General features: G+C 65.0%; 11 protein-coding genes. 10 read left to right on the top strand and 1 reads right to left on the bottom strand.

What is annotated here, in order from left to right; all coding sequences use genetic code 11:
- Positions 1-67 precede the first annotated feature (67 nt).
- Entirely contained in the window at positions 68-1,120 is a 1,053-nt protein-coding gene (gene mnmA, locus FOB47_RS22325; protein WP_053823200.1) for a tRNA 2-thiouridine(34) synthase MnmA, read from the top strand.
- A gap of 234 nt (positions 1,121-1,354) precedes the next feature.
- Positions 1,355-3,322: a hypothetical protein gene (locus FOB47_RS22320; RefSeq protein WP_144425833.1), complete on the top strand. Its 1,968-nt coding sequence runs from the start codon at positions 1,355-1,357 to the stop codon at positions 3,320-3,322.
- Between the two features lie 19 nt (positions 3,323-3,341).
- Here the strand turns inward: FOB47_RS22320 and FOB47_RS22315 are convergent, their stop codons facing one another.
- The gene (locus FOB47_RS22315; RefSeq protein WP_053822493.1) at positions 3,342-3,956 is read right to left on the bottom strand and encodes a glutathione S-transferase family protein; all 615 of its coding nucleotides are present in this window, start codon (positions 3,954-3,956) and stop codon (positions 3,342-3,344) included.
- Between the two features lie 417 nt (positions 3,957-4,373).
- On the opposite strand from FOB47_RS22315, the gene purB reads away from it, so the two are divergent.
- From purB to FOB47_RS22275, 8 genes are all read left to right on the top strand, one after another.
- On the top strand, positions 4,374-5,765 hold the full coding sequence (gene purB, locus FOB47_RS22310; RefSeq protein WP_053822492.1) for an adenylosuccinate lyase: 1,392 nt from the start codon (positions 4,374-4,376) through the stop codon (positions 5,763-5,765).
- Between the two features lie 593 nt (positions 5,766-6,358).
- Positions 6,359-6,907: a cytochrome b gene (locus FOB47_RS22305; RefSeq protein ID WP_174782152.1), complete on the top strand. Its 549-nt coding sequence runs from the start codon at positions 6,359-6,361 to the stop codon at positions 6,905-6,907.
- A gap of 65 nt (positions 6,908-6,972) precedes the next feature.
- Entirely contained in the window at positions 6,973-7,545 is a 573-nt protein-coding gene (locus FOB47_RS22300) for a YceI family protein (RefSeq protein ID WP_053822490.1), read from the top strand.
- A gap of 98 nt (positions 7,546-7,643) precedes the next feature.
- On the top strand, positions 7,644-8,234 hold the full coding sequence (locus FOB47_RS22295; protein ID WP_174782151.1) for a YceI family protein: 591 nt from the start codon (positions 7,644-7,646) through the stop codon (positions 8,232-8,234).
- A 199-nt stretch (positions 8,235-8,433) separates the two neighbouring features.
- The gene (gene tnpA / locus FOB47_RS22290) at positions 8,434-8,898 is read left to right on the top strand and encodes an IS66-like element accessory protein TnpA (protein WP_017514071.1); all 465 of its coding nucleotides are present in this window, start codon (positions 8,434-8,436) and stop codon (positions 8,896-8,898) included.
- Positions 8,898-9,248: an IS66 family insertion sequence element accessory protein TnpB gene (gene tnpB, locus FOB47_RS22285; RefSeq protein WP_017514072.1), complete on the top strand. Its 351-nt coding sequence runs from the start codon at positions 8,898-8,900 to the stop codon at positions 9,246-9,248. The genes tnpA and tnpB overlap by 1 nt, the downstream gene beginning before the upstream one ends.
- Positions 9,249-9,279: 31 nt before the next feature.
- Positions 9,280-10,869 (top strand): IS66 family transposase, encoded by a 1,590-nt coding sequence (gene tnpC / locus FOB47_RS22280; RefSeq protein ID WP_034021473.1) that lies wholly within the window; start codon positions 9,280-9,282, stop codon positions 10,867-10,869.
- Positions 10,870-10,945: 76 nt separating this feature from the next.
- Positions 10,946-12,189 (top strand): IS3 family transposase gene (locus FOB47_RS22275; RefSeq protein ID WP_420839240.1). Its coding sequence is split into 2 segments (ribosomal slippage): positions 10,946-11,300 and positions 11,300-12,189, totalling 1,245 coding nucleotides; the frame shifts between segments, so codons are not numbered across the junction.
- The last annotated feature ends 290 nt before the right edge of the window (positions 12,190-12,479 follow it).

Here is a 12,479-nt window from a genome sequence, read left to right as displayed (position 1 = left end):
CGCCGTCACTTCGGCCCGCCCCGAACTGAATCCCGGCATCGGCCGCGGCGAACGCGTCGTGGTCGGCATGTCGGGCGGGGTGGACTCGTCGGTCACCGCCTGGCTGCTGAAGCAGCAGGGCTACGAGGTCGTCGGCCTGTTCATGAAGAACTGGGAGGACGACGACGACAGCGAATACTGCTCGACGCGCCAGGACTGGCTCGACGTGGTGTCGGTGGCCGACCTGATCGGCGTCGACGTCGAGGCGGTCAACTTCGCCGCCGAGTACAAGGACCGCGTGTTCGCCGATTTCCTGCGGGAATATTCGGCCGGGCGCACGCCCAATCCCGACGTGCTGTGCAACGCCGAGATCAAGTTCAAGGCCTTCCTGGACCATGCGATGTCGCTGGGGGCCGAGCGCATCGCCACCGGCCACTATGCGCGCGTGCGCCAGGGCGAGCATGGCCGCTTCGAACTGCTGAAGGCGCTGGACCACACCAAGGACCAGAGCTACTTCCTGCATCGGCTCAATCAGGCGCAGCTGTCGCGCACGCTGTTTCCGCTGGGCGAGATCCCGAAGACGCAGGTGCGCGAGATCGCCGCCGAAATCGGCCTGCCGAACGCGAAGAAAAAGGATTCCACCGGCATCTGCTTTATTGGCGAACGTCCATTCCGGGATTTTCTGAATCGCTATCTGCCGACCAGGCCCGGGCCGATGAAGACCGCCGACGGCAAGGTCGTCGGCGAGCATATCGGCCTGGCCTTCTACACGCTGGGCCAGCGCAAGGGTATCGGGCTGGGCGGCAGCCGCGACGGCAGCGGCGACGCGTGGTACGTCGCGCGCAAGGACATGGCGTCCAACACGCTGTACGTGGTGCAGGGGCACGATCACCCGTGGCTGCTGTCGCCGACGCTGCGTGCCGCCGACCTGTCGTGGGTCGCCGGTGAAGCGCCGCGCGCGGGTAGCGCGCTGAGCGCCAAGACGCGCTATCGGCAGAGCGACGCGCCGTGCGTGGTCGATGCGGTCGATGGAGACGATCTGCGGCTGCGCTTCGACGAGGCGCAATGGGCCGTCACGCCGGGCCAATCGGCGGTGCTGTACGACGGCGAGGTGTGTCTCGGCGGGGGCATCATCCAGTAAGGGGCGCGTGGTCAGCGGCACGATGAACAAAAGCAGGCGGTAGAAGCGAAAGCGGGCGGAATTACGGCAAAGCGGGGGGCAGGGAGTTGGCGCACCATCCGCCTTCGTGCGGCGCCTGCGATGGTGCCCCGATGGCCCGTACGATGGCGCACGATAGTGCCCTGCGTCCGGGTTCCCGACTTCCCGAGCTCCGCGCGGCAAGGCGCCAAGCGACCTTGCCCATGTTTCCCTGCCATGCCCCTGAATCCGCCTGTTACTGGCCGTGCGCCTCCCGCGCCGTCCTTCCTGCCTGTCGCCGACCCGACCGCCTTTCCTGCCTCCCATCCCGCCAGCACCGGTGCGCTTGCCATCGCGCTGCCACCGGGACAGCCGGCGTCGTCTGCCAGCAAGGCCACCATCGACCTCGTTCCCTGCCATGTCTGGCAACAGGTGGCCGGCATGCTGCCACCGCGAACCCGCGCCAACCTGGCCCGCGTGTCGAAATCGATGCTGCAATCGCTACGCAGCACGGTGCATGCCGACAGACTGTTGCACCACGCGCGGCGAGCGTCGACGCCGTCCACGATCGCGCCGGTCCTGCGGGCGTGCAGTCCCGGGACGCACGCCTTGCCCGACCGGCATCGCGACAAACGGCAATGCCTGGCCCTGGCGCAGCCGCCCATTTCGATGTCGAGCCGGGCCGAGATCCTGACGACGCTGGCGCGAAGCGTGTTCCGGCTGCCCTATACCACGACCCGGGGCCAGCACGATACCGCCCAGGCGGTGCTGGGCCTGCCGGCATCCGTTCGCGCCAGGCCGCTTCGGCAACTGCTGGCCGCGGCGGGCCACCGGACCCGGTCCGAAGCCGATTCCGTGCGCGCCGTGTGGGACGAGTATGGCGTCTCGCCCGATGACCTGATGGTCTCGGTCATGGAGTTGCCGGCGAGCCAGCGCGGGCCGTCCCTGTGCGCCTATCTGCGGCTCTGCGCCGTTCCGATGTCCGAAGCGGCGCTGGCGCTGTGGATCGATGCTGGCCGGGCCCTGCCGCTCGAGCCGCGCGTGGATCTGCTGCTGACATTGCTGGAGCGCGTGCGTTGGCGTAGCGGCATGCCGGCGATTGCCGATCGCCATCTGCAACTGCTGCAAGCCAATGGCGAACTGGTCGATGCCAGGCAACGTCCGCTGTCGGCGCAAACGGCGCTGTTGCTCGAGCTGGTCAAGACCCTGGAGTGCGACCGTACCAACACCACCTTGGGACCTGGATTCCAGAGCGCGACATGGCCGACGGTGTGGAACGCCGTGCTGGATTCCACGCAGGCGCTGTCCGTCGAGGACCGGGCCGTTGTGATCAAGGCCATGGCCTGGGTAGCGAACGAATGGGCGCCGCCTGGGACGGCGGACCGCCTCCGTGCCGCCGCCGATGGGCTCTTGCCGACGGACCGGGAAGCGGTGGCGGCAGTGCTTCGGTATGTCGAGGGGGGTGGCCCTTCCCCGGCCGGGCCACCGGCGGCGATTTCCGAGTTCATGGCGTTCGTCAAGGCCATCCTGAACACCACCCGGGATGACGCCGTCATCCTGGAGCGCTACGCCGGTCTGCCGGAGGACGTCCAGCTGGCCGCCCAGGACAGCGCGAGGGTGACGGCATATCGGTGCGACCGCAACGTCGTGGTCTGGGGACCGCTGGCGGGCGCCATGCTGGCGCACACGACCAACGCGCGGCGTCATGCCGGGTCGCTCGATGCCGGGCTCGCCAAGGCATGGCGTTCGATGATGGTCGAAATGCGCGAACCGCCTCCGGAGTGGAGTCGCATCTGGCGGGACATCATCGCCGCGGCGCTGTCCCGAGTCGAGCCAACGCCGCGCGCCGAGGTCCTGGATGCGCTGGCGCTCAAGTTCAGGAAGATCGATGAACGCGCGTGGCTGCTGCAGCAGACCCGGACGCTGCCATCGACGCTGCAGGCGCAGGTCCTGTGCCGGCTGGCAATGTTCGATCTGCGCAAATGGAGCGGCGATCGAAAGGGTGTGCAACTTGCCGCCAAACCGCTATTGGAACAACTGATCGCCGCCACCGCGGCATTGCCCGGCCAGTATCAGGGTTTGCCGCTGCTCGCCCTGTGCGAGTTGCGCGCGCAGCCGACGCGGCATGCGGCGCTGCGAGACGTCTGGAAGCGCTTCGATGCGCTACGCTGGGCAGCGCCGCCCGAGGACAGGCGTTTCGACTGACCCTCGCGCGGGCGCCGGCTCAACCGCGTGGCGGCTCCGTATCGATGAACGACTGGCGCTTGCTGATCTTGTCGTGGAAGGCGACCAGGTTGGGATGGCGCTCGCGCCAGGCGATGTCCGGGAAGCGGAAGTCCAGATAGGACAGCGCGCAGCCGACCGCGACGTCGGCCAGCGAATAATGGTTGCCGGCGCACCAGGTGCGGTCGGCCAGGCCATTGGCCATCGCCACCAGCGCGCCGTCGATCTTGCCGAGCTGGCGGCGCACCCAGCGCTCGCTGCGCTCGCCCGGCTCGCGTTGGGTGTGTTCCAGCCGCGCCAGCAGCGCCGCGTCGAGCAGGCCGTCGGCCAGCGCCTCCCAGCAGCGCACTTCGAGACGCTCGCGGCTGCCCTGCGGGATCATGCGGCTGACGGGCGTCAGCGTATCGACGTACTCGACGATCACGCGCGAATCGAACACCGCGCCGCCGTCCTCCATCACCAGGCAGGGCACCTTGCCGAGGGGATTGAATTGACCGATCGCCGTGTCCGGCGACCACACGTCGACTTCCACCATCTGATAGTCGATCTTCTTCTCGGCCATCACCACGCGCACCTTGCGCGCGTAAGGGCTGGTCTGCGATGCGTACAGCTTCATGTTCTCCCCTTGAGCTCGTTATGAAGTGCATCGGGCGCTCCGCGTTGGAGCGGCTGGCCTCGCGCGCCGGCGGTGGCGCGCGGGTCCGGTCTGCCTTGATGCACTTCGTAACAGGCCGCTGGCTCGGCGTGGCGAGTATAACCGCCCGGGAGGCCGATCCGGCACGGCGCCGGCGCCGAACCGGCACCTCGCGGGGCTGCCCGCAACACTGGCGACGATCGCGCGGCGCGGCGGGGAGGGCGGTGGTAAAATCGCGGCTTTCCAGCGCCGGCTGCCAGGCCGGCGCGCCGGTTCGCGCCGGATTGCGCAGGATCGTTCCCGGCTTTGTATGTGTTCGAGTACATAGGGGGTGCCAGCGCAGCGCGCCCGCCGACCGTTCCAGGTTTTCCTCTTCATTCCCTCCCGCCGTCTGCCAGCATGTCCGCTACCGCCTCCCCCGCCGCGCTCTCGCCGCTCACCGCCCTGTCCCCGATCGATGGCCGCTATGCCGCCAAGGCCGACCCGCTGCGCGAATGGCTGTCCGAGGCCGCCTTCATGCGCCACCGCGTCAAGGTCGAAGTCCATTGGCTGATTGCGCTGGCCCGCACCGGCCTGCCCGACATGCCGAAGTTCTCGGCGCAGTCGGAAGCCGCGCTGCTGGCGCTGGTCGAGCACTTCAGCGAAGCCGACGCGGCGCGGATCAAGGAGATCGAGGCGGTCACCAATCACGACGTCAAGGCGGTCGAGTACTGGATGAAGGAGCGCGTGCAGGACAACGCCGAGCTGGTGGCCGCCAGCGAATTCATCCACTTCGCCTGCACCTCCGAAGACATCAACAACACCTCGCACGGCATGATGCTCAAGGGCGCGCGCGACAGCGTGCTGGTGCCGACGCTGCGGCGCGTGCATGCGCGGCTGGTCGAACTGGCGCACGCCAACGCGCGCGAGCCGATGCTGTCGCGCACGCACGGCCAGCCGGCCAGCCCGACCACGCTGGGCAAGGAAATGGCCAACGTCGCCGCGCGCCTGGCCCGCGCGATCGAACGGATCGAGCGGGTCGAACTGCTCGGCAAGATGAACGGCGCGGTCGGCAACTACAACGCGCACCTGTCCGCCTATCCCGAGTTCGACTGGGAAGCGTTCTCGCGCGACGTCATCGAGAACCGGCTGGGCCTGGCCTTCAACCCGTACACGATCCAGATCGAGCCGCACGACTACATGGCCGAGCTGTTCGACGCGGTGGCCCGCGCCAACACCATCCTGCTGGACCTGGACCGCGACGTCTGGGGCTACATCTCGCTGGGCTACTTCAAGCAGAAGACCAAGGCCGGCGAGATCGGCTCGTCGACGATGCCGCACAAGGTCAACCCGATCGACTTCGAGAATTCCGAGGGCAATCTGGGCCTGGCCAACGCGCTGCTGCGCCACCTGTCGGAGAAGCTGCCCGTTTCGCGCTGGCAGCGCGACCTGACCGACTCGACGGTGCTGCGCAATATCGGCGTCGCCTTCGGCTACAGCCTGCTGGCCTACGAGGCCTGCCTGCGCGGCCTGGGCAAGCTCGAAACCAATCCGGAGCGGCTGGCCGAGGACCTGGACAATTGCTGGGAAGTGCTGGCCGAGCCGGTGCAGACCGTGATGCGCCGCCACGGCATCGCCAATCCCTATGAACAACTGAAGGAACTGACCCGCGGCAAGGGCATCTCGCGCGAGGCGCTGCGCACCTTCATCGAGGGCCTGGCAATTCCCGACGAGGCCAAGGCCCGGCTGCTCGAGATGACGCCGGGCAGCTATATCGGCCGGGCGGTCGAACTGGCGCAGCGGTTGAAGTAAGTCTTCGCGGCGCCGTCACGGTCTTGTGCCGGCGGGCGGGCGCCCAATGCCTCGAAGCCGTCCAACTGTGGGCGGCTTTTTCTTTGGAGCGCAGGCTGGCATCCTTCAAAACCGCTTCCCCGATTTACGAGGTTGAAACAGTATGCCCACCATGTTCTCCATCGAAACGTTGCATGTCCCCTTGCTTCGTCGTCGAGGGCGGCAAATCCTGTGTATCCCACCCCAGTTCCAACTTCCCGGTAACGAAGTAGTGGTGCGGCGAGCAGGCAACAAGCTGCTTGTCGAGCCCGTCTCAACTGCGTCGCTGTCTCAGCTTCTCGAGGAGTGGCAACCGCTCGAGGAATACTGGTCCGATGTCGACGACCTCCCGGCTGACCCTGTCAGTCTCTGAGCCCCGGTCAGAGTTTGAGTTTGTGATTTTTCCGGCTCAAGCGATTGCGTAAGTTCCCTGCGCCAGCGGCCAACCCCAGAGTATTCAAACGCTTTGAACGACTTGATGAAGTTCCGCCTTTCCGACGTCACTTTTCGGACGCAATAATGCGAGAATCAATAGCGTTTGCCGAAATAATAAAGACTGAAGCCGGATTTCCTCAATGCGTTCCAATACTCCCGCGCGCTATGGCGCGACCGCGATCGGCCTGCACTGGATCGTCGCGCTGCTGATCTTCGCTGCCTTCGGGCTCGGCCTTTACATGACCGATATCCCGGGCTTCACGCCGACCAAGCTGAAGCTGTACTCGTGGCACAAGTGGCTGGGCGTGACGGTGTTCGCGCTGGCGGTGCTGCGGGTGCTGTGGCGGCTGACCCACGCCGCACCGGCGCCGGTGGCCGGCATGCCGGCCTGGCAGGCAGCCGCGGCCAAGGCCGCCCACGGGCTGCTCTATCTGCTGATCCTGGTGGTGCCGGTGACCGGTTACCTGTACAGCCTGGCCGCCGGCGTGCCGGTCGTCTACCTCGGGGTATGGCCGCTGCCGCAGCTGATCGAGCCGAATGATGCGCTGAAGGAGACGCTGAAGTTCGCCCACATCTGGCTGAACTACCTGATGGCCGCGATCGTCGTGCTGCATGCCGCCGCGGCGCTGAAGCACCATTGGCTGGACCGCGACGGCACGCTCGGCCGCATGCTGCCGTTCCTGCGCTGAGTCGGCCCGAGCCCGCCAGAATCGCCCCTGTTTAGCATTGACCGAATGAAACCGAGGAGCCCTCGATGAAACGTATTCCCCGTCCCGGTGCCTTGCTGCTGGCCGCGTCGCTGGCCTGCGCCGGCTTTGCCGCCAATCTCGCCGCCGCGCAGCTCGACGCCGGCAAGAGTTCGGTGACCGCGGTGGCGCGCCAGATCGGCGTGCCGATGGAAGGCAAGTTCAAGCGCTTTGCCGCCGCGGTGGACTTCGATCCGGCCAGGCTGGCCAGCTCCAGCGCCAAGGTCGAGATCGAGGTCGCCAGCTTCGAGATCGGCGACGCCACCACCACCAAGGAGGTCAAGGGCAAGGACTGGTTCGATGCCGCGCGCTTTCCGAAGGCGGTGTTCGAATCGACCGGCATCAAGCAGGCCGCGGCGGGCAAGTTCGATGTCGCCGGCAAGCTGACCATCAAGGGCAAGACCGTCGACGTGGTGGTGCCCGCCACCTATCGCCAGGAAGGCGCCAACCAGGTCTTCGAGGGCGTGCTGCCGATCAAGCGCAGCGTCTTCAATATCGGCGAGGGCGAATGGAAGGACACCTCGGTGGTCGCCGACGAAGTCCAGATCAAGTTCCGTCTGGTGACGGCCGCCAAGTCCTGAACCGAATCGCAACGTTCGAACCCAACCCACTCACCCACCCCGAACGATCGGATCGGACCGATCGAACGTATCCAACCCGACCGCTGACCGGAGAACCCATGAAACTGCGTACCGCCGCCGCCATCCTCGCCGCCGCCTCCGCCACCGCCTTCGCTGGCGTCGCCTCGGCTGCCGCCGTGACCTACAACCTCGATCCGACCCACACGTATCCGAGCTTCGAGGCCGATCACCTGGGCGGGCTGTCGAAGTGGCGCGGCAAGTTCGAAAAGTCCAGCGGCGTCGTCACGCTCGATCGGGCGGCCAGGACCGGCACGCTGGACATCAAGATCGACGCCGCATCGATCGACTTCGGCAACGGCAAGATGAACGAGCACGCCAAGAGCCCGGACATGTTCGACGTGCAGGCCTATCCCGAGGCCACCTACAAGGGCAAGTTCTCGAAGTTCGCCGGCGACGTGCCGACCGAGGTCGATGGCGTGCTGACGCTGCGCGGCGTGTCCAAGCCGGTCAAGCTCGAGATCCGCGAGTTCAAGTGCATCCAGCATCCGATGCTCAAGCGCGAGGCCTGCGGTGCCGACGCCTATGCCACCTTCAACCGAACCGACTTCGGCATCGACTACGGCGTCAAGATGGGCTTCAAGCCCGAGGTCAAGCTGGCGATCCAGGTCGAGGGCGTACGCGCCGACTGACGCCGCTGCCCCTGCCTGGGGCGCATCCGCATTGCCTGCGCATTGCCATTCGAGGGCCGGTTGATCCGGCCCTTTTTCATTGATGTGACCCGTCCTGAATACGGTTGACACTTTTCCGTAAGCGCTCAATTGACGACGTCTGGTATTGAAGGCTGAACGTTGGCAGGCTTGCGTCCGCAAAGACTTTGCGGACGCAAACATGATCCAAGACGAGATTGACCTATTTCCGCTGCAGGCGGTGCGAGTCCGCTCCAATGGGAAGCGCGACTACGAGCCAGCGGCCAAGCGGCGTCTGATTGAGTTCTGCCTTCAATCGGGAGCATCGGTTTCGGGCACGGCTCTCAAGGCTGGCATCAACGCTAATCAGTTGCGCAAATGGATTCGGGAGTACCGAGATTCAGCGCAGGCGCGAGGTGCATTGCCGGCATTCGTGCCGGTTGTCCAGGAGGTTCTGGATTCGCGGCCGATCGAGACACCTGCAAAGGTCGTGGTGCCTCGCCGCGAAGCGGCCTCAGCGACTGCCGATTCGCCACCGCAGCGAGCGCTACCGCTGGCACTCTTGAGCGCGAAGCTACCCAACGGGGTATCACTCGAGCTCGAATGCGACGAGCGACACGTGGCGCTCGTAAGGGCAATGATCGAAGCCCTGAATGGAGGCCATTGATGTTCCGCCTCGACGCTGGGCTGCGGGTGTACCTGCATCGCGACGCTGTGGACTTCCGTAAGAACATCAACGGCCTGGCACTGCTGGTCGAGCAGGCGCTCGGGCTGGATCCGTTTGCATCTGCTGTATTTGTGTTCCGCAACCAGCGGGCCGATCGCATCAAGATTCTCGGCTGGGATCGCAACGGCTTCTGGCTACTGTTGAAGCGATTGGAGGCGGACCGGTTTGCTTGGCCACGCGAGGCGTCGGTGGCCACGCTGACGGTCGAACAGTTGCACTGGCTGCTCGAGGGAATCGACATCGAGGCGATGCGCCGGCACCCGCACCGAGAATACCATCGCGCTGCGTGAACGCTGCTTGGCGGCAGCGGTCTAACCCGCCATGCCATCCACGCCCGTCACCGTTACCGCCGCCGAGCTGCAACTGTTGCGAGACGCCGAGCGCGAGCTCAAGGCAATACTCGCGGAACGCGAGGCAATCAAGGGCGAGCTGCGTGTGATGACGGTCCAGCGAGACCTGCTCTTGGAACAGCTCAAGGCGTTCCAGCGTAAGCTGTTCGCCGCCAAGAGCGAGGCGCGAGGCTCGGAGCAGAAGGACTTGTTCCTCAATGAGGCCGAAGCCATGGCGGCAGCGGCCGCGCAGCCGGCGCAGGAAGAAGAAGGTACGCCCGAGACCGAAGTGGCCGGGCACACACGCAAGAAGCGTGGCCGTAAGCCGCTCGACCCGGCGCTGCCCCGTGTCGAGGTTCGTCACGAACTACCCGAATCGGAACGCGTCTGCCCCCTCGATGGCCAGACTCTGGTCGAGATTGCCGTTGAGGTCAGCGAACAGCTCGACATCGTGCCGCAACAGGTCCGCGTGATCCAGCACCAGCGGGTCAAGTACGCCTGCCCATGCTGCGACGGCGGCATCAAGACGACGCCGGCACCGGCACGCATTATTCCCAAGGGACTCCTTACCGAATCGGCGCTGGCCTGGTGCATCACCTCGAAGTATCAGGATGGCCTGCCGCTGTACCGCCAGGCAGCGCTGCTGCATCGCTTCGGCGGGGACCTCTCTCGCGGCACCCTGGCCGCAAGCATAGTGCGAGTAGGCCAAGCGGTGCAGCCAATCATCAACCTGCTGCGTGACCATCTGCTGGAAGCAGACGTCGTGTACGGTGATGAGACAACGGTACAGGTGCTCAAGGAGTCCGGCAGGCCTGCCCAGAGAAAGAGCTTCCTATGGGCGCAGATGAATGGCACGGGCCCGCCGGTACGGTTGTTTGCCTATAGCCCCACACGCGAGACAAAGCAGGCTACGGCTCTCTATGCCGGCATCAAGCCTGGGTCGGTGTTGATGACCGACGGCTATGCACCATACGACGACGTCGCAAACACCTATCAGTTGGTGCACCTCGGATGCTGGGCGCACGCGCGGCGCTACCTGGTCGAGGCGGAGCAAGCCTTGCCCAAGGACAAGCGCGCCGACCACACGGTCACCGGATTCCTGCAGCGCATCGGCAAGCTGTTTGCCATCGAACGCCACACGCTCGAGATGAGGCCGGAACAACGGCAGCAAGTTCGCGCCGAACAAAGCCAGCCGCTGCTGGCCGAGATCGAAACGATGCTGCTGCAACACCTGCATACCGTACTGCCGCAAAGCCTGTTCGGCAAGGCGCTGCACTACCTGCATGGGCAGTGGCCAAAGCTCGTGCGCTACATCGAGAACGGAACTTGGCCGATCTCGAACAATCCCTGCGAGAACGCGATTAGGCCATTCGTGATCGGACGGAGAAACTTCCTCTTCTGCGACACCGTGGCCGGTGCCAACGCCAGCGCAAGTCTTTACTCACTGGTGGAAACCTGCAAGGCCAACGACGTCGATCCGTATCAGTATCTCGTTGCCTTGTTCAAGGCGTTGCCACACGCACAGACCGCCGACGACTACGAGGCTCTGCTGCCCTGGACGCTCAAGTCCTCAGACGCCTAGCGGATACCGCCGGCGGCCGCAAGGGACGCCCTCAAAAGACCGCTTACACTTTTCCTGTCGAGATTGGGAGAGTGCTGTGGAGAGGGAACGGAAGCGAACGCAACGTGACTACACGCTGGCTTTTAAGTTGGCAGTTGTGGAGGCGGTGGAAAAAGGCGAACTGACGTACAAACAGGCGCAGCGCAAGTACGGCATCCAGGGCCGGTCTACAGTACTGGTATGGTTGCGCAAGCATGGACTACAGGACTGGAGCGGCTCGTTGCCCCGGGGCGTCCAGTACGCCAGGATGGAAAACCAAGACAAGACCAAACGGGTTACGCCAGAACAGCGGATCAAGGAGTTGGAAGTCCAGTTGCGCGAAGCGCAGGAGAAAGCGCGCCTGTTCGAGGCAGTGATTGACGTGATCCAGAAGGAGCACGGGGGGCGCATCGTAAAAAAGCCTTTGGGCAGGTCCTCACGCAAGAGCTCGTCCAAGGGCTAAGCGTTAGCAAGGCCTGCCGTTACTTCGGCATCAGCCGTCAGGCTTACTACAAGCGCCGCGACAGCGAACTGCGGCAGGCCGCTCGGGATAGTGCGATCTGTGCGCTGGTCAAGCAGGTGCGGCTGCGCCAGCCTCGCATAGGTACGCGCAAGCTGCAGCAAGTACTGCGGGCCCCGATGGAGAGGGCCGATATCCAGCTCGGTCGTGACCGGCTGTTCGAAGTGCTGCGCGCGGCCAGGCTACTGGTGAAGCCGCATCGGGCCTATCACAAGACCACCGACAGCCACCACCGCTTTCGCCGCCATCCAAACTTGCTCAAGGATGGACCGCAAAAGGTCGTACCCACTGCACCAGAACAGCTCTGGGTCGCTGACATTACGTACCTGCCCACGACGCACCAGACGGTCTACCTTAGCCTGGTCACCGACGCCTACTCACGAAAGATCGTGGGCTACCACGTCCACGATAGCCTGCAGACCGAGCAAGTGAGCCAGGCCCTGAAGATGGCGCTGCGCTCACGCCAGACCCGGCAGCCCTTGGTACACCATTCGGATCGCGGCATTCAATACTGCTCGACTTACTATCAGGCTATCCATCAGCGGCACGGCCTGACCTGCTCGATGACCGATGGCTACGACTGCTATCAAAACGCCATGGCCGAGCGCATTAACGGCATCCTCAAGAGCGAGTTCCTCTTGAACCGTCCGCGAGATCTGCTGCAAGCTGCCCGTATGGTCCGAGAGTCAGTACAGATCTATAACGGCGAGCGTCCGCATCAGGCCTTGAAATACAAAACGCCCGATGAGGTCCATCGGGCGTTGCTCACCTTGGCTCAATAAGACCAGGCAACCGCAAAAGAACTGTCAACCTATGTCAGGACTTGACAATGGCAACCCCTCCCGCGGTGGGGGGCATGTGCGGCCGCTCCCCCTCGTTGGGATGAGGGTCGTTGTCCACTGCAGGGGCCCACAGTACAATCGGTCGCTGATTCGCACCTGGCGGCCCGGGAGCGGGACCGGGGCAGGCGTTGCCCGACCGCGACCGAGGCCGTTGCCGGCCGGCTTCCGGTCAGGCTGCTGGCCCGCATCGGCCTGTCGTTGGCCCGCTGTGTTCCCGCAGCTTTGCCCTT

The sequence above is a fragment of the Cupriavidus gilardii genome (genome assembly GCF_013347325.1).
GTDB classification, from domain to species: Bacteria; Pseudomonadota; Gammaproteobacteria; order Burkholderiales; family Burkholderiaceae; genus Cupriavidus; species Cupriavidus gilardii.
The sequence above is the reverse complement of the archived record's forward strand: the minus strand, read 5'-3'. Positions and strand labels throughout refer to the sequence as shown.

Bases quoted from the DNA above. Each gene is read 5' to 3' on its own strand.
- FOB47_RS22295 (WP_174782151.1), top strand. From the start codon at position 7,644: ATGAAACTGCGTACCGCCGCCGCCATCCTCGCCGCCGCCTCCGCCACC.
- mnmA (WP_053823200.1), top strand. From the start codon at position 68: ATGTCGGGCGGGGTGGACTCGTCGGTCACCGCCTGGCTGCTGAAGCAG.
- FOB47_RS22320 (WP_144425833.1), top strand. From the start codon at position 1,355: ATGCCCCTGAATCCGCCTGTTACTGGCCGTGCGCCTCCCGCGCCGTCC.
- FOB47_RS22315 (WP_053822493.1), bottom strand. From the start codon at position 3,956: ATGAAGCTGTACGCATCGCAGACCAGCCCTTACGCGCGCAAGGTGCGC.
- FOB47_RS22300 (WP_053822490.1), top strand. From the start codon at position 6,973: ATGAAACGTATTCCCCGTCCCGGTGCCTTGCTGCTGGCCGCGTCGCTG.
- purB (WP_053822492.1), top strand. From the start codon at position 4,374: ATGTCCGCTACCGCCTCCCCCGCCGCGCTCTCGCCGCTCACCGCCCTG.
- tnpB (WP_017514072.1), top strand. From the start codon at position 8,898: ATGTTCCGCCTCGACGCTGGGCTGCGGGTGTACCTGCATCGCGACGCT.
- FOB47_RS22305 (WP_174782152.1), top strand. From the start codon at position 6,359: ATGCGTTCCAATACTCCCGCGCGCTATGGCGCGACCGCGATCGGCCTG.
- tnpC (WP_034021473.1), top strand. From the start codon at position 9,280: ATGCCATCCACGCCCGTCACCGTTACCGCCGCCGAGCTGCAACTGTTG.
- tnpA (WP_017514071.1), top strand. From the start codon at position 8,434: ATGATCCAAGACGAGATTGACCTATTTCCGCTGCAGGCGGTGCGAGTC.